Annotated in this window: 13 protein-coding genes; 2 read left to right on the top strand and 11 right to left on the bottom strand. The window is 56.6% G+C overall.

Features of this window, described 5'->3' with window-relative positions:
* Positions 1 to 2: 2 nt before the first annotated feature.
* The 5 genes from glgA to asd form a co-directional block, all read right to left on the bottom strand.
* The gene (gene glgA / locus V6942_RS08705) at positions 3 to 1,436 is read right to left on the bottom strand and encodes a glycogen synthase GlgA (RefSeq protein WP_106925105.1); all 1,434 of its coding nucleotides are present in this window, start codon (positions 1,434 to 1,436) and stop codon (positions 3 to 5) included.
* Complete coding sequence (gene glgC / locus V6942_RS08700) at positions 1,436 to 2,731, bottom strand: glucose-1-phosphate adenylyltransferase (RefSeq protein WP_106925104.1); 1,296 nt, start codon at positions 2,729 to 2,731, stop codon at positions 1,436 to 1,438. Before glgC ends, glgA begins: the two co-directional genes overlap by 1 nt.
* A 79-nt stretch (positions 2,732 to 2,810) precedes the next feature.
* Positions 2,811 to 4,787, bottom strand: a complete 1,977-nt coding sequence (gene glgX / locus V6942_RS08695) for a glycogen debranching protein GlgX (RefSeq protein WP_333501107.1) — start codon at positions 4,785 to 4,787, stop codon at positions 2,811 to 2,813.
* Positions 4,788 to 4,789: 2 nt separating this feature from the next.
* A complete protein-coding gene (gene glgB / locus V6942_RS08690; protein ID WP_333501106.1) occupies positions 4,790 to 6,976 on the bottom strand; it encodes a 1,4-alpha-glucan branching enzyme in 2,187 nt (728 codons plus the stop codon).
* A 251-nt stretch (positions 6,977 to 7,227) separates the two neighbouring features.
* Entirely contained in the window at positions 7,228 to 8,334 is a 1,107-nt protein-coding gene (asd, locus tag V6942_RS08685; protein WP_106925101.1) for an aspartate-semialdehyde dehydrogenase, read from the bottom strand.
* A gap of 232 nt (positions 8,335 to 8,566) precedes the next feature.
* On the opposite strand from asd, the gene V6942_RS08680 reads away from it, so the two are divergent.
* On the top strand, positions 8,567 to 9,160 hold the full coding sequence (locus tag V6942_RS08680; RefSeq protein WP_106925100.1) for a YhgN family NAAT transporter: 594 nt from the start codon (positions 8,567 to 8,569) through the stop codon (positions 9,158 to 9,160).
* Positions 9,161 to 9,289: 129 nt separating this feature from the next.
* On the opposite strand, the gene gntU is transcribed toward V6942_RS08680, so the two are convergent.
* From gntU to V6942_RS08655, 5 genes are all read right to left on the bottom strand, one after another.
* A complete protein-coding gene (gntU, locus tag V6942_RS08675) occupies positions 9,290 to 10,630 on the bottom strand; it encodes a gluconate transporter (protein WP_106925099.1) in 1,341 nt (446 codons plus the stop codon).
* Positions 10,627 to 11,160, bottom strand: a complete 534-nt coding sequence (gene gntK, locus V6942_RS08670; protein ID WP_106925098.1) for a gluconokinase — start codon at positions 11,158 to 11,160, stop codon at positions 10,627 to 10,629. The genes gntU and gntK overlap by 4 nt, the downstream gene beginning before the upstream one ends.
* 160 nt (positions 11,161 to 11,320) lie before the next feature.
* On the bottom strand, positions 11,321 to 12,316 hold the full coding sequence (gene gntR / locus V6942_RS08665; protein ID WP_106925097.1) for a gluconate operon transcriptional repressor GntR: 996 nt from the start codon (positions 12,314 to 12,316) through the stop codon (positions 11,321 to 11,323).
* 102 nt (positions 12,317 to 12,418) lie between these two features.
* On the bottom strand, positions 12,419 to 13,114 hold the full coding sequence (locus V6942_RS08660; RefSeq protein ID WP_064541402.1) for a pirin family protein: 696 nt from the start codon (positions 13,112 to 13,114) through the stop codon (positions 12,419 to 12,421).
* Between the two features lie 126 nt (positions 13,115 to 13,240).
* On the bottom strand, positions 13,241 to 14,272 hold the full coding sequence (locus V6942_RS08655) for an oxidoreductase (protein ID WP_182929890.1): 1,032 nt from the start codon (positions 14,270 to 14,272) through the stop codon (positions 13,241 to 13,243).
* A gap of 266 nt (positions 14,273 to 14,538) precedes the next feature.
* Between V6942_RS08655 and yhhY the strand changes: the two genes are divergently transcribed.
* Complete coding sequence (yhhY, locus tag V6942_RS08650; protein ID WP_182929889.1) at positions 14,539 to 15,036, top strand: N-acetyltransferase; 498 nt, start codon at positions 14,539 to 14,541, stop codon at positions 15,034 to 15,036.
* A 45-nt stretch (positions 15,037 to 15,081) separates the two neighbouring features.
* Here the strand turns inward: yhhY and ggt are convergent, their stop codons facing one another.
* On the bottom strand, positions 15,082 to 16,824 hold the full coding sequence (gene ggt / locus V6942_RS08645) for a gamma-glutamyltransferase (protein ID WP_333501110.1): 1,743 nt from the start codon (positions 16,822 to 16,824) through the stop codon (positions 15,082 to 15,084).
* Between the last annotated feature and the right edge of the window lie 2 nt (positions 16,825 to 16,826).

Here is a 16,826-nt window from a genome sequence, read left to right as displayed (position 1 = left end):
AGTTAAATCAGGCGTTGATAAAGCTCACGATAAGCGTGCGCAGCGACCTGCCAGCTAAAATCCATATTCATCGCCTGGCGCTGAACGTAGCGCCAGAGCGAAGGACGAGACCATAATACGAAGGCACGGCGGATAGCTCTGAGCAGCGACCAGGCGTTGCTGTCCTCAAAAACAAAGCCGCTGGCGATACCGTCGGCCAGATTTTCCAGCGAACTGTCGGCAACGGTATCCGCCAGGCCGCCGGTGCGGCGAACCAGCGGCAGCGTGCCGTACTTCAGGCCGTAGAGCTGCGTTAAGCCACACGGCTCAAAGCGGCTCGGCACCAGGATGACGTCAGCGCCGCCGATAATGCGGTGCGAAAACGCTTCATGGTAGCCAATTTGTACCCCAACCTGCCCCGGATGCTCGGCGGCGGCGGCAAGGAAACCTTCCTGCAGCACCGGGTCACCTGCACCCAGCAGCGCCAGCTGACCGCCCTGCTCCAGCAGGCCTGGCAGAGCTTCCAGCACCAGGTCCAGCCCTTTCTGGCTGGTCAGGCGGCTCACCACGGCAAACAATGGTGCGCTCTCGTCCACCTTCAGACCCATGGCGATTTGCAGCTGCCGTTTGTTCTCCGCCTTCTTCTCTAGCGTATCGCGAGAATAGCTCGCTGGCAGCAGCATGTCCTTTTCCGGACTCCAGACGTTATCATCCACGCCATTGAGAATACCCGACAGACGGCCCTCTTTATGCCGCTGACGCAGCAGGCCTTCCATGCCGTAGGCATACTGCGGCTCGGTTATCTCACGCGCGTAGGTCGGGCTGACGGCGGTGATGTGATCCGCGTAGAACAACCCGGCCTTCAGGAATGAAATCTGCCCGTGGAACTCCAACCCGTGCATGTTGAAAAACTCGCCCGGCAGCTGAATTTCACTCATATGATGGGCATAAAACAGGCCCTGATACGCCAGGTTATGCACCGTAAATACCGACTTCGCCGGACGGCCGCGGGCCGCCAGATACGCCGGTACCAGGCCCGCATGCCAGTCATGGGCATGCACAACCTCCGGACGCCAGAACGGATCCAGCCCGCTGGCCATTTCACTGCCCACCCACCCCAGCAGCGCGAAACGCTTCACGTTATCGGCATAGGCGTTCATGTTGGTGTCGTGGTACGGGCTCCCTGGACGATCGTAGAGATGCGGCGCATCAATCAGGTAAATGCCAACGCCGTTATAATGGCCGAACAGCAGCGTCATGCGCCCGGCAAAAGTCTCGCGACGGGTAACGACTTTGGCATCGGTAATCCCACGGCGAATGTCCGGAAACGCAGGCAACAGCACGCGTGCGTCGGTCCCTTCTGCAATCTGTGCCGCCGGCAGCGCGCCGATAACATCCGCAAGGCCGCCCGTTTTTAATAACGGGAACATCTCAGAACAAACATGTAAAACCTGCATTATCGCTCCTGTTTGTACCCCAACTGCCGCAACATCTCGCGCGTAACCAGCACGATTCCCTCTTCTGAGCGGTGGAAACGACGCGCATCCTCTTCCGCATCCTCACCAATCACCATGCCTTCCGGAATCACGCAGGCCCGGTCAATCACGCAGCGACGCAGACGCGAGGAACGCCCGACCCAGACGTCCGGCAATAAGACTGCCGAATCAATGTTACAGAACGAGTTCACGCGTACGCGGGGGAACAGCACCGATTGCACGACCACCGAGCCGGAAATAATACAGCCGCCGGACACCAGCGAGTTCAGGGTCATACCGTGGCTGCCGGAGCGGTCCTGAACGAACTTCGCCGGCGGTAGCGACTCCATGTGAGTACGGATAGGCCAGTGCTGGTCATACATATCCAGCTCTGGAGTGACCGACGCCAGGTCAAGGTTCGCCTTCCAGTACGCTTCCAGGGTACCCACGTCACGCCAGTACGGCTCGGCATCCGGGTCAGACTGCACGCAGGACAGTGGGAAAGGATGTGCATAAGCCGCGCCAGCTTTGGTGATTTTTGGAATTAAATCTTTGCCAAAATCGTGACTGGAGTTTTCGTCGCGGTCGTCCTGCTCCAGCAGCTCATAAAGGTAATCTGCATCAAAGACATAGATACCCATGCTCGCCAGAGACTTGCTCGGGTCGCTCGGCATCGCCGGCGGGTTAGCCGGTTTTTCCACGAAATCGATAATCTTATCGTTCGCATCGACCGCCATCACGCCGAACGCCGTTGCCTCTTCAATGGGCACCGGGATGCACGCAACGGTGCAGCGCGCGCCTTTTTCGACGTGGTCGATCAGCATGCGCGAGTAATCTTGTTTGTAGATGTGGTCACCGGCGAGGATCACCACATACTCCGCCTTGTAGCGGCGAATAATGTCGAGGTTCTGCGTGACCGCATCGGCGGTGCCGCGATACCAGTTTTCACCGTGCATCCGCTGCTGAGCCGGCAGCAGATCCACAAATTCGTTCATCTCTTCACTGAAGAATGACCAGCCGCGCTGGATATGCTGCACCAGCGTATGGGACTGGTACTGCGTAATCACGCCGATACGACGGATCCCGGAGTTCAGACAGTTAGACAACGCAAAATCGATAATGCGGAATTTACCGCCAAAGTGGACGGCGGGTTTTGCCCGTTTATTGGTGAGATCCTTCAGCCGCGTGCCGCGTCCGCCCGCCAGAATCAGCGCGACGGATTTAATCGGTAACTGGCGAGCCAGCATTAAGGGATCGTTCTTTTCTAGCCTAACCATGATTAACTCCTTTTGATGCTCGTCCTTCCGGGTTATTAGGTTTCCTCGCCCGAGGGCGGGGTTCCGGGTAATTCAGAGACTATGACCTTTGAAATACGCAAACTCCGTGCGCGGGCCCATGCCAGACAGCCATGACCACCGGCTCCTCATTGCCGGTGAAAGGAGGAACAGCGCGCCATTCCCCCACGGGTAACTGCAAGTTTGCCGCGTCCTGCGTTGCATTAAGCGTAATCAGCCAACGATCGGAGAGCAGAATCTGCATCCGTCGCGCGCCGTGCTGCCACTCCTCGGCAGACAGCGGCTGCGCGTCCTGATTGAGCCACTGAACGTTGCCGTCTCCCTCCTGCCACCAGCGGTCGTCCGTTAAGGCCGGAATTTGCTGGCGCAGATGAATTAAGGCGGCGGTAAAGTCGGTCAGCGCATCATCCGCATTTTTCCAATCGAGCCAGGTCAACGAATTGTCCTGGCAGTAGGCATTATTATTACCTTGCTGACTGTGACCGTGTTCGTCACCGGCCAGCAACATTGGCGTTCCTTGCGATAACAGCAGCGTTGTCAACAGCGCCTGAACGCTCGTTCGCCGACGCGCCATGACGTCAAGGTTTGCTTCCAATCCTTCGATACCATGATTATTGCTATGGTTATTGCTTGTTCCGTCACGATTTTCTTCACCATTAGCGTCGTTATGCTTGTTATTGAAGCTAACGCAATCGCGCAGGGTGAACCCATCATGCGCAGTCACCAGATTGACGGCCACGCGCGGGCGACGATCCTGATGCGCAAAGACGTCGCTCGACGCCGCGAAACGCTGGGCAAAATCCCCCAGCGATAACGACTCTTCAAGCCAGAATCGACGCATCGCATCGCGGAAGTGGTCGTTCCACTCGCTAAATGCCGGCGGGAAATTCCCCACCTGATAACCGCCTTCGCCGATATCCCACGGTTCGGCAATCAGCTTGACCGTAGACAGCACGGGATCGTCGTGGATAGCGTTAAACAACGGCGCATCCTGGCGATAGCCCGGCGTTCGGCCAATCACCGGGGCTAAATCAAAGCGAAAACCATCGACGTGGCAAACGTCTACCCAGAAGCGCAGACACTGGCGGGCGTACTCAACAACGCCCGGGTGGCTGAGGTTTAGCGTGTTGCCGCAGCCCGTCCAGTTTTGGTAATCGCCGTCTTCTCTCAACCAATAATAGCTGCGGTTATCAATCCCCCGCAGCGAGAAGGTCTGACAGTGAAGATCCAGCTCGGCGCTGTGGTTAAGCACCACATCGAGAATCACTTCGATGCCGGCCTTATGCAGCGCTTTCACCGCATCGCGAAATTCATCCAGCGCGCGCTCGGGCGCGCTGGCGTAACGCGGCGCCAGCGCAAACATCGCCAGCGGGTTATAGCCCCAGTAGTTGCTTAACCCCATACGCAGCAGGCGCTGCTCGTTAGCGAAATGCGCCACCGGCTGTAGCTCCAGCGCGGTGATGCCAAGCCGCTTGAAATAGGCAATCATCACCGGGTGGCCGAGCGCACGATAGGTGCCGCGAATCGCTTCCGGTAAACCCGGATGACGCAGGGTCAGACCTTTCACATGCGCCTCGTAGATAACCGTTTTGCCCCACGCGGTGCGCGGGGCGACGTCATCCTGCCAGTCGTAGCTCAGATCGACGACCACCGACTTTGGCGCCACCGGGGCACTGTCGCGGGTATCCGGTGCACCGTAACCGTCGTGAAAGCGCGGATCGTCGATCGGGTCGCCCTCAACGCGATAACAGCACGGGTCAAGCAGCAGCTTCGCCGGATTAAACCGGTAACCCTGCTGCGGTTCCCACGGACCATGGACCCGATAGCCGTAGCGCAGCCCGGGGCGCGCATCGGGCAAATAGCCGTGCCAGATGTCGCCGCTGCGGGCGGGAAGGTCATAACGCGTCTCATTGCCCTGCGCATCAAACACGCACAGTTCCACCCGCTGCGCATGCGCCGAGAACAGCGTGAAGTTCACGCCGTTGTCATCGGCGTGCGCGCCTAACGGCGCGGGTTTGCCTACAGCGAGTGGCCCCATGCTTAATCTCCTTCCCGAACCAGCCAAATCGTCGACAGCGGCGGCAGCGTCAGACTCAGCGACTGCGCGCGGCCGTGGCTGGCAATCTCATCGCTATGGACCACGCCGCCGTTACCGGCGTTGCTGCCATGGTAATGGGCCGAGTCGGTGTTCAGCACTTCGCGCCAGCGGCCGGGCTGGTTGATGCCGAAGCGGTAATCGTGACGCGGCACCGGCGTAAAGTTGCTGGCGACAATCACTTCGTTGCCGGCTTTATCGCGGCGCACGAAGACGAACACCGAGCGGGCATGATCGTCCACCACCAGCCATTCAAATCCGTAGGGGTCGAAGTCCAGCTCGTGCATCGCTTTGTGGTGGCGATAGGTATGGTTGAGGTCGCGTACCAGACGCTGCACCCCGTTGTGCCAGTTATCCTCGCCTTCCAGCAGATGCCAGTCGAGGCTGCCGTCAAAGTTCCATTCCCGCCCTTGAGCGAACTCATCGCCCATAAACAGCAGCTTTTTACCCGGGAAGGCGAACATCCAGCCGTAATAGGCGCGCAGGTTGGCAAACTTCTGCCACGCGTCGCCTGGCATACGGTCAAGAATCGATTTTTTCCCGTGGACCACTTCGTCATGCGACAGCGGCAACACGAAGTTTTCCGTGTAGTTGTACAGCATGCCGAAGGTCATTTTGTCGTGGTGATACTGACGGTGCACCGGGTCGAGCTTCATGTAGTCGAGGGTGTCGTGCATCCAGCCGAGGTTCCACTTAAACCAGAAGCCCAGGCCGCCCATATCAGACGGACGCGAAACCCCGGCAAAGTCGGTTGACTCCTCCGCCATGCTGACGGCGCCCGGCACCTGCTCACCCAGCACGCGGTTGGTGCTGCGCAGAAACTCAATCGCTTCAAGATTTTCACGGCCGCCAAACTCGTTAGGGATCCATTCACCCTCTTTACGACTGTAGTCGCGATAAATCATGGACGCCACGGCGTCGACGCGAAGCGCATCAATACCAAAACGTTCAACCCAGTACAGCGCGTTGCCGGTCAGGAAATTGCTGACCTCGCGGCGGCCGTAGTTGTAGATCAGGGTATTCCAGTCCTGATGGTAGCCTTCACGCGGGTCGCTGTGCTCGTACAGGTTGGTGCCGTCGAACTCGGCTAAGGCAAAATCATCGGACGGGAAGTGGCCCGGCACCCAGTCAAGAATCACGTTCAGACCGGCGGCGTGCGCGGCGTTGATAAAGTAACGGAAGTCTTCGCGGGTGCCGAAACGGCGGGTCGGCGCGTACAGTCCGGTCGGCTGATAGCCCCAGCTACCGTCGAAAGGGTGTTCATTAATCGGCAGCAGCTCCAGGTGGGTGAACCCCATCCATTTCGCGTAGGGCACCAGCTGCTCGGCCAGTTCGCGGTAGCTGAGCCAGTAGTTGTTATCGGTATGACGACGCCAGGAGCCCAGGTGCACTTCGTAGATAGAGATCGCCGCGTCGAACTGGTTCGCTTTTTTCCGCGCTTCGCTCTGCTCCACCTTTGGCGGCAGCCCGCAAATCAGCGAAGCCGTTTCCGGACGCATTTGCGCTTCGAAGGCGTACGGATCGGCCTTGATGCGCAGCGCGCCGCGAGCGTCGATCATCTCGAATTTATACAGCTGGCCGTTATGCGCTCCGGGGATAAACAGCTCCCAAATGCCCGTTTCCCGGCGCAGTCGCATCGGGTGACGACGGCCGTCCCAGTAGTTAAACTGCCCCACCACGGAAACGCGATGAGCGTTAGGCGCCCAAACGGCAAAGCGTGTCCCGGTGACGCCGTCCATAGTATCCGCATGCGCACCCAGCTTTTCATACGGGCGCAAATGGGTTCCTTCGGACAGCAGCCATGCGTCCATCTCCTGGAGCAACGGGCCAAAGCTATAGGGATCGTCAATAAGGTTCTGTTGGCCATGCCAGACGACGGCCAACTGATAGCGAAACGCATTTTTACGGCGCGGCAGAATGCCGCTAAAGAAGCCACGTGAATCCACGCACTCCAGCTTGCCGACTTTACGGCCGGTTTTCGGTTCAATCACCCAAACATCAGTCGCGTCGGGCAACAGCGCCCGAACTTCCAATCCAGCTTCCGTTTTGTGCATTCCCAGAACGGAAAAAGGGTCTGCAAAATGGCCTGCAATCAGCGCATTAATCACGTCTCTATCAACACGATCGGACATGCTTCATCATCCTTTGTTTTGTCTCGCCTTAATCCAATTTTCATGGCGACATATGTGACCTGAACGGCACGGCACGAAGTTGTGTGCCTCTTTCAGCCCCGTCCAACCTTCAGTCAAGGTGACAGACCTTGATTAAAGCATAGTCAACGCTTTACCTGACTCCTGAGAGAAAAATAGACATCACTGCGTTTACTCCTTGTATTACGCAAAAAAAAGGGGTGGTTTGCCACCCCTCATCAATAACCAAATGTTTACGCCAGCTGGCGCAGCATACGGCGCAGCGGCTCTGCCGCGCCCCACAGGAGCTGGTCGCCAACGGTAAACGCTGACAAATATTCCGGCCCCATATTCAGTTTGCGCAGACGCCCAACCGGTGTGGTCAACGTACCGGTAACGGCGGCCGGGGTGAGTTCGCGCATCGTAATTTCACGATCGTTCGGCACGACTTTCGCCCACGGGTTATGCGCCGCCAGTAATTCCTCTACGGAACTAATGGAAATATCTTTTTTCAATTTCAGAGTGAATGCCTGGCTGTGGCAGCGTAGCGCGCCGACGCGCACGCAGAGGCCATCAACCGGGATGACGGAAGAGGTTGCCAGAATTTTGTTGGTCTCGGCCTGGCCTTTCCACTCTTCACGGCTCTGACCGTTGTCGAGCTGTTTGTCGATCCACGGGATCAGGCTGCCTGCAAGCGGTACGCCGAAGTTATCAACCGCCAGATCGCCGCTGCGGGTCAGGGTGGTGACTTTGCGTTCGATCTCGAGGATGGCGGAGGCCGGATCGGCCAGCTCGCTGGCAACATGGTGGTGCAGTTGGCCCATCTGGGTCAGCAGTTCGCGCATATGGCGCGCGCCGCCGCCTGACGCCGCCTGGTAAGTCGCCACGGAGGCCCACTCAACCAGATCGTTGGCAAACAGGCCGCCTAATGACATCAGCATCAGGCTGACGGTGCAGTTGCCGCCGACGAAGGTTTTAATACCGTTGTTCAGACCGTCGGTGATGACCTGCTGGTTCACCGGGTCGAGAATAATGATGGCGTCATCTTTCATGCGCAGCGAAGAAGCCGCGTCAATCCAGTAGCCCTGCCAGCCGCTTTCACGCAGCTTCGGATAGATTTCGTTGGTATAATCGCCGCCCTGGCAGGTGACAATAATGTCGAGCGCCTTCAGCGCTTCAAGATCGTAGGCGTCCTGAAGCTTACCACCGGTGGTACCGCCGAACGACGGCGCAGCTTGACCTAACTGAGAGGTGGAGAAGAAGACCGGGCGAATGGCGTCAAAGTCGCGCTCTTCAACCATGCGTTGCATGAGTACAGAGCCGACCATCCCGCGCCAGCCGATAAAACCAACATTTTTCATAACGTGTTTTCCTGCGAATATGTGCTGTTAATGCGTACCAGTTCCACTGGGCATCCCTTCACATTACAAAAAGCAGCTAAAGTCGCAAGTGAAATTAATCAATGATTGCAAAGCAATCAGAAATGCAACTTATTCCCCCTACCCTGGGGGCCACATCTCTCCGCGTTGAACTCCGCAACAAAGAGGATGTGTAGAGCAGAAATTCCACAACAATTATCAGGGAATTTGAGTCATGAGTGAAATCTTTTCCGCCGCCGTTTTATTGATCTTGATTATGGATCCATTGGGAAATTTACCCATTTTCATGTCGGTGCTAAAGCACACCGAACCCAAGCGCCGCAAGGCGATCATGATTCGTGAGCTTTTAATCGCACTTCTACTCATGCTGATTTTTCTCTTCGCGGGCGAGAAGATTCTGGCCTTTTTAAACCTGCGCGCCGAAACGGTTTCCATCTCCGGCGGCATCATTTTATTCCTGATTGCCATTAAGATGATTTTCCCCAGCGCGACCGGCAGTAGCTCAGGGCTGCCGGCGGGCGAAGAGCCGTTTATCGTGCCGCTCGCGATTCCGCTGGTTGCCGGGCCGACGCTGCTGGCCACGCTGATGCTGTTGTCGCATCAGTATCCGAATAACCTGTCACACCTGGTCATTGCGCTGCTGATTGCCTGGGGCGGTACGGTGGTGATTTTGCTGCAGTCGTCGCTGTTCCTGCGTCTGCTGGGGGAAAAAGGCGTGAACGCGCTTGAGCGCCTGATGGGGCTGATTCTGGTGATGATGGCGACCCAGATGTTCCTGGACGGCATTCGGATGTGGATGAAGGGATAAAACAATTTGGCCGGGCAAGTGCCCGGCCAAATACCCTCTGTAGGCCGGATAAGGCGTTTACGCCGCCATCCGGCAATGTGCGCTGAGCTGCCTGATGGCGCTGCGCTTATCAGGCCGACAAGTGGGGCATTAACTTAATAACGTAAACGCGATCATACCGATAATCGCCCCAACCGTACCGAGGATGGTTTCCATCATGGTCCAGGTTTTCAGCGTCTGGGCTTCGGTCGCGCCGGTAAATTTACCAAACAGCCAGAAGCCCGCATCATTGACGTGGCTCACCACGATAGAACCGCCGCCGATACAGATAGACAGTGCAGCCAGCTGCGCGCCATTGTAGTTCAGCTGTTCAATAACCGGCATCACCAGACCCACAGCCGTCAGACAGGCGACCGTTGCCGAACCCTGAATAATACGTACCGCAGCGGCCAGAATGAAGCAGGTCAGCGCAATCGGCAGGCCCATACCGGTGAGGGCTTCGCCCAGCGCCGGACCGACGCCAGAATCCACCAGCACCTGTTTGAACACGCCGCCCGCACCGATCACCAGCAGAATAATCCCCGCCGGCTGCAGCGCTGCGCCACAAATCGCCATCACTTTATCTTTCGCCATGCCCTGACGGAACGCCAGGCCATAAATCGCCACCAGGCAGGCAATCAGAATCGCGGTGAAAGGGTGACCAATAAATTCAAACCACTGATAGGTTTCTGACTCCACCGGCACAAAGCGCGCGGCGACGGTTTTCAGCCCCACCAGAACCAGCGGCAGCAGAATCAGCGCCAGGCTAAAGCCGAAGGACGGCATTTTGCCTTCGCCAAGATGCGGCTCGGTGATGTCATCAGGAATATTCAGCTCGACGTAGCGGCTGATAAAGTTGCCCCACAGCGGCCCGGCGATAATCATCCCAGGAATGGCTGCGCACAGGCCAATCAGAATCATCCAGCCAAAGTCGGCATGCATCTGAGATGCCAGCAGCATCGGCGCAGGCCCCGGCAGCAGGAACGCCGCAGCGGCGGCAACGCCCGCAAACAGCGGGATCACCAGTCTCACCAGGTTGGTCCCGGTGTGGCGCGCCATTGAGAAGGCGACGCTGATCAGCAGCACGATGGCCACTTCAAAGAACAGCGGCAGTGCGCAGATAAGGCCAGCAATACCGATCGCATAATGCGCACGGCTGTTGCCGAACGATTTCAGCATTTTGACGGCAATCTGATCGACCGCGCCAGTTTCGTGCAGCACTTTGCCGAACATCGCCCCCAGCGCAACAACGATAGCCAGGAAGCCCAGCGTACCGCCCATCCCTTTCTCCATGGTTTGCGCGATTTTAATCAGCGGCATACCGGAGAAAAGCCCGGCACCAATGGAAACCACCATCAAAGCCAGGAAGGCGTGCATACGCGCCTTCATGACTAAAAACAGCAGCAGCAAAACGGAGCCCACTGCGGTTAACACTAACGATAAAGTTGTCACGCTTTGCGGCCTTTGTTAATCACTTCAATCGTGCTGTCGATAACGCCGTCCAGCGGCTGATCGATATCAACCACCAGCACATCGCGTTCGTCAGCGCTCGGTTCCTGCAGCGTTTCAAACTGCGTCACCAGCATCTGCGTTTTGAAGAAGTGGCCTTTACGCGCCTTCAGGCGGCTCTCGATCAGGTCGAAATCCCCTTTCAGGTAAACGAAGGAGAGGTTCGGGTTACCTTCACGCAAAATATCGCGGTACGCTTTTTTCAGCGCGGAGCAGACAATCAGCGAAACCTTGTTGGTACGCTGCATGGCGAAGGCAGCATCGTTCAGCGCCTGCAGCCACGGTTTGCGGTCGTCGTCGTTCAGCGGCTCGCCGGAGGACATTTTGACGATATTGCTGCGCGGGTGCAGGAAATCGCCGTCCAGAAATGCGGCGTTCAGGCGATGCGCGACTTCGCTCGCAACGGCGGATTTGCCGCTGCCGGATACGCCCATCAGTACATAGACGTGGTGATCGTGGTTAGTCGTGCTCAAGGCGTCCTCCTGTTGGGCACTAGCAATGTGATTCGGGTAATTGTTACGGGTAACTGTTATCGGTAACATTGTCCCGCCGGGCAACTGGATAAGCAATAACCATTCGTGCCGGAAGTGAATTCTGAGTGAATATGTGTGATCTAGTTCAAATTTGTTAGGGCTAAATAGAACCGCCCGGTGACAAAGTGAAACCTAAATCTAACATTTTTGGCGTAACTGCTTCACCACGAATGCGCGCTAACAGGCGCTCTGCCCCGATACGCCCCATACGCTCACGCGGCGTCAGTACGCTGGCGAGGCGCGGCTCCATCACCTGGCCGATATCGTGACCGTGGAAACCGGCAATCGCGATGTCATCCGGGATCTTCAGCCCCAGACGCTGGCATTCAAACGCGGCGCCGACGGCCAGGTCATCGTTGGTGCAGAAAATACCGTCAAGCTGCGAGAATTCACGTCGCGCCTGGCGCATCAGCTCAATGCCCGAGGTGTACGACGACGACTGCTCAACCATCACGCTGTACGGCGTGAGGCCAGCGTCAAGCATGGCCTGCTCGTAGCCCTTTTGTTTGATGATAGTACGTTCATCAAGACGCGCGCCTAAATAGGCGATGTGCCGATGGCCGCGGGCGATAATCGCCGCCGTCATCTGCCGTGCGGCTTCAAAGTTATCAAAACCAACGGCAATATCGAGGCATGGCGACTGGCTGTCCATCAGCTCGACGACCGGAATACCGGCCACCTCAATCATCTTGAGCGTGCGGGGCGTGTGGGTGCGTTCGGTGAGAATCAGACCGTCGATGTTCCAGGAGAGCATGGATTCCAGACGCTCCTGCTCCATCTCCGGCTTATAGCCGTAGTGAGCCAGCATCGTCTGGTAGCCGTGGGCGTCGGTAACGCTTTCCACGCCGCGCAGCACTTCAGCGAAAACCTGGTTTGTTAATGAGGGTAATAGCACGCCGATGGCGCGACTGGTCGCATTGGAGAGAATATCGGGGGCCCGGTTGGGGATGTAGCCCAGATCGTCCAGCGCCGCTGCAATTTTGCCGCGTAACGCTTCAGACACTTGCTCCGGATTACGTAAAAAACGGCTAACCGTCATTTTGGTGACGCCCACGCGGTCGGCAACATCCTGCAGTACGGGTCTTTTCTTTTTCATCGTCCAAAGGCAAACAAATGTGAAGTATTTTTGAAGTTTACCACGGAGATGACGCAACCTCCCCGCTAGATTGGGGAGGTTGCGCTAATTATTTAAGCCTGATCAAACTGGCGGCAGATCGAAGAGCAAAATTTCGCTTTCGCTATCGGCATGGACCGAAATGGCCTGTTCATCCCAAATAGCCAGACCATCGCTGGTGGTTGCTTTGGTGCCATTAATGCTCACTTCGCCTTTCACGACCTGAATCCATACGCGGCGGTCGGCGGCAATCTGATGAACCGACTGTTCACCCTTTGCCAGCGCCCAGCGGTACAGCTCCATATCCTGATAAACCTTCAGCGAGCCTTCACGGGCGTCCGGCGACAGCACCAGTTGTTTACCCTGCGCAGCGTCGAAGCGGCGCTGTTCATAGCGCGGCGTGATGCCGGTTTTTTCTGGAATAATCCAGATCTGGTACAAGTGCAGCTTATCGGTGGCGCTCGGGTTGTACTCGGAGTGACGCACGCCGGTGCCCGCACTCATAATCTGGAACTCACCCGCCGGCACCTGTTCTTTGTTGCCCATGCTGTCCTGATGCTCTACCGCGCCTTCCAGCACGTAGGTCAGAATTTCCATGTCTTTATGCGGGTGGGTCCCGAAGCCCTGACCGGCGTCAATCACGTCATCGTTAATGACGCGCAGCGCGGAGAAGCCCATGTAATTTGGATCGTAGTAGTCGGCAAAAGAGAAGGTATGCCAGGAGTCCAGCCAACCATGATTCGCGTGACCACGTTCATTTGCTTTGCGTAAGAAAATCATTTGTTACCCCCTCATGTTTTCGATGAAACCAGTTTGGACGTAAATCGTGCAGGATGATAGTGGGTGAAAATTGACGCCTCTAGTCAAAAAATATGAATAAGATTAGAGACGCCAACGGTGCTGATGTTAGAGGGTTATCGTAGCCGGAGAAGGCTGCGCAAAGCCGCGTTCGAGTATCTCTATATTCGTCAGAGCATCAGATTCACTGACAAAGCTCTCGCGACCGTTGACGAGGGTGTCATACAGCGCATCGTATACGCGCCCGTAGTCGCCGGTTTCAATCATGACCTCTTCGCGTACGGTATTGCCGTCATCATCGACGTATTCCAGCAGGCCTACGCTATTGTCAGCGCCAAAACCCGGTTCTCCCGGCATGATATTCGCCTTCAGGCTGGTTTCCTGCTGATCGATACCGTATTTGATAAATGACCCTTTATGACCGTGGACGATAAATTTCGGGTAGGCCAGCTTCACCAGATGGCTGCTTTTGACGATGGCTTTCAGGTCGCCATAAAACAGCTGCGCTTCGAAGGTATCATCCGGGTTAGCTTTGTTACGCAGGTGGCGGATGTCATAAGAAACCTGCTGCGGGCGGCCGAACAGCGCAATGATTTGGTCCAGCGTATGCACGCCAAGGCCATAAAACACGCCATCCTGCGGCAGCCCCGGTTGACCCGCGTCTACGGGGCGATAGTTGTCAAAGTGGCTCTCAATTTCCACAATCTGCCCAAGCTTGCCGCTTTCGATGACTTTTTTCGTGGTCAGGAAACAGGAATCAAAGCGGCGATTTTGGTAAGGCGAAATCGTCAGGCCTTTATTTTTCGCCAGTGCAAACAGTTCTTTAGCTTCGGCCAGCGTCGGGGTGAACGGTTTTTCAACCAGAACATTTTTACCCGCTTCCAGCACTTTTTTCGCGTACTCAAAGTGGCTGTCGGCGTGGGTACACACCACCACCAGCTTCACCTGCGGATCGTTCAGGATGTCGTCGAGCTCACTGGTAAAGTGGATGTGCGCATACTGCGGCGCCTGTTCGTCCGGCTTTGGGCTACGGCGATAGATGTGCGCCACGTGCCAATCGGCTTTACGGTGCAGAACGTAGGGAAGATGGTAGCGAGTGGTGCTTTTGCCAAAGCCAATGAAGGCACAGTGTAGAGTCATGGTTCAGTCCTTTTGAAGTGTTTACTGAACACCATAGCGCAACGACAGGCAAAAAAAAGCCAGCGTTAAGCTGGCTAAAGTAATACTGGAAGCAATGTGAGCAATGTCGTGCTTTCAGGTACTCCGCAAGGACGCCCTGAATGCATGACAATAATAATCATTCTCATTCGCACTTGTCCAACACTTTTTTGCAAAAAAAGCGCATTGACGCACATTTTAAAATCAATGATGGTAAAGATGACTATCAACCACAGAGGATAAGATGAATGAGCGATATTGTGATACGCCACGCCGAAGCCAGAGATGCTGAACCTTTACGCCGCATCACCGCACATCCGGGGGTTTATCATGACACGCTACAAATTCCTCATCCGGCCATGGAAATGTGGGAAGAACGACTAAAACCGCGTCCAGGCCGTCGACATCTGGTGGCCTGCATCGACGAGCAGGTGGTCGGCCATCTGGTGCTGGATGTGGCGGATAACCCGCGCCGCAGCCACGTCGCCACCTTCGGCACCAGTATTTCCGCCGATTTTCAGGGGCGCGGGGTGGGCAGCGCGCTGATGCGTGAAATGATCAACCTGTGCGACAACTGGCTGCGCGTCGAGCGCATCGAACTGACGGTCTTCGTCGATAACCCCGTGGCGCTGGCGCTGTACCGTAAGTTCGGTTTTGACATTGAAGGCACCGGTAAGCGCTACGCGCTGCGTAACGGTGAGTATGTCGATGCCTACTTTATGGCGCGGCTGAAGACGGCGCACTGAACGGCTCCCTCTCCCTTACGGGGAGAGGGTTAACGTTAGGGTCAACTAGAACCCTGCGGTTAAGTCATCCGGCGAACGCGGGTCGGACGCACCGTACAGCCTACCGTCCGGGTCGACCATAATGCTCTGCGTGCTGCCCATGGCCTCTTTCACCGCCACCTTCTGCCCTTTCGTTTCCAGCAGTTTAAGCGTATCCGGGCTGAACCCCTTCTCAACCCGCAGCTCGTCCGGCAACCACTGGTGGTGGAAGCGCGGCGCATTGGTCGCCTCAGCGACGTTCATCCCAAAATCAATGCTGTTCACGATCATTTGCAGCACCGTAGTAATAATGCGACTCCCACCCGGGCTACCGGTGACCAGCCAGGTTTTACCGTCTTTCACCACGATGGTCGGCGACATCGACGACAGCGGGCGTTTTCTTGCCTCTACCGCGTTGGCATCACCGCCCACCAGACCATACACGTTCGGCACGCCGGGCTTGGCGGAGAAGTCATCCATTTCATTATTCAGCAGAATGCCGGTGTTCCCCGCCACAATGCCGGTACCGAAGGTGGTATTGAGGGTATAGGTTACCGCCACCGCATTGCCGTCTTTATCCACTACCGAGAAATGGGTGGTCTGGTTACTTTCATATGGCGCCAGCTTGCCGGGTTTTATCTGGCTGGAGGGTTTGGCTTTGTGGATGTCAATCTGGTCGGCTATCGATTTAGCGTAGGCTTTGTTGGTCAGCGCCTGCCACGGCACCTTCACAAAATCCGGGTCACCAAGATATTCGGAGCGGTCGGCATAGGCGCGTTTTTCCGCTTCCGCCATCAGTTGCATCGCGTCGGCGCTGCCGAAGCCGTATTGATGCAGGTCGAAGTTCTCAAGGATATTCAGGATCTGCACGATATGGATCCCGCCGGAGGACGGCGGCGGCATAGAGAAGATTTCATAGCCCCGATAGGTACCGCTAATCGGCGTGCGTTCGATGGCCTTATAACGAGCCAGATCCGCCTTGCTCATCAGCCCGCCGTTTTTGTGCATTTCATCGGCAATCTGATCGGCAATCGACCCTTTGTAGAAGGCATCCGGACCGTGTTCGGCAATCAACGCCAGGCTTTGCGCCAGATTTGCCTGCACCAGCTTGTCGCCTTTTTTCAGCGGCTCATCGTTTTTCCAGAAAATAGCTTTGCTATTGGCGTGATTCGGCAGCACTTCACTACCGTAAGTCTTGAGATCGTCGGCCAGCGCATCGTTCACGATAAAGCCGTCTTTCGCCAGCTTCATCGCCGGGTGGATCACTTTATTGAGCGGCATCGTGCCGTATTTTTCCAGCGCCAGTGAAAAGCCCGCAACGGTACCCGGCGTGCCTGAAGCCAAATGCGATGTCAGCGATTTTTTACTGTCCGGGTTGCCGTGCTCATCAAGGAACATATCGCGAGAAGCCTGCTCCGGGGCCATTTCACGAAAGTCGATCGCCGTAGTTTTACCGTCTTTGGTACGCAACAGCATAAACCCGCCGCCGCCGAGATTACCGGCCTGCGGGTGCGTGACCGCCAGCGCGTAGCCCACCGCCACCGCCGCATCGACGGCATTACCGCCCTGACGCAGAATATCCACGCCCACGCGGGTGGCTGCTGCATCGACGGATGCCACCATCCCCTTTTGGGCCCGTACGGGATGAAACACATCTTCTTCCACGCCGTAAGATACCGGGGGCGGAGGCGGGGCCGCCAGCGCGCTAAAACAGCTTCCTGAGAGCAGGGCGGCAAGCGCAACCCGGCGTAAAAACGTCAGCGTTATCATCA

This window comes from Kluyvera genomosp. 2 (assembly GCF_036759865.1).
GTDB classification, from domain to species: domain Bacteria; phylum Pseudomonadota; class Gammaproteobacteria; order Enterobacterales; family Enterobacteriaceae; genus Kluyvera; species Kluyvera ascorbata_B.
Note: the sequence above shows the minus strand (reverse complement) of the source record. Positions and strands in the feature narration are given on the sequence as shown.

Coding starts and splice junctions, on each gene's coding strand:
- glgA (WP_106925105.1), bottom strand. CDS start 1,436: ATGCAGGTTTTACATGTTTGTTCTGAGATGTTCCCGTTATTAAAAACG.
- glgC (WP_106925104.1), bottom strand. CDS start 2,731: ATGGTTAGGCTAGAAAAGAACGATCCCTTAATGCTGGCTCGCCAGTTA.
- glgX (WP_333501107.1), bottom strand. CDS start 4,787: ATGGGGCCACTCGCTGTAGGCAAACCCGCGCCGTTAGGCGCGCACGCC.
- glgB (WP_333501106.1), bottom strand. CDS start 6,976: ATGTCCGATCGTGTTGATAGAGACGTGATTAATGCGCTGATTGCAGGC.
- asd (WP_106925101.1), bottom strand. CDS start 8,334: ATGAAAAATGTTGGTTTTATCGGCTGGCGCGGGATGGTCGGCTCTGTA.
- V6942_RS08680 (WP_106925100.1), top strand. CDS start 8,567: ATGAGTGAAATCTTTTCCGCCGCCGTTTTATTGATCTTGATTATGGAT.
- gntR (WP_106925097.1), bottom strand. CDS start 12,316: ATGAAAAAGAAAAGACCCGTACTGCAGGATGTTGCCGACCGCGTGGGC.
- V6942_RS08660 (WP_064541402.1), bottom strand. CDS start 13,114: ATGATTTTCTTACGCAAAGCAAATGAACGTGGTCACGCGAATCATGGT.
- V6942_RS08655 (WP_182929890.1), bottom strand. CDS start 14,272: ATGACTCTACACTGTGCCTTCATTGGCTTTGGCAAAAGCACCACTCGC.
- yhhY (WP_182929889.1), top strand. CDS start 14,539: ATGAGCGATATTGTGATACGCCACGCCGAAGCCAGAGATGCTGAACCT.
- ggt (WP_333501110.1), bottom strand. CDS start 16,824: ATGATAACGCTGACGTTTTTACGCCGGGTTGCGCTTGCCGCCCTGCTC.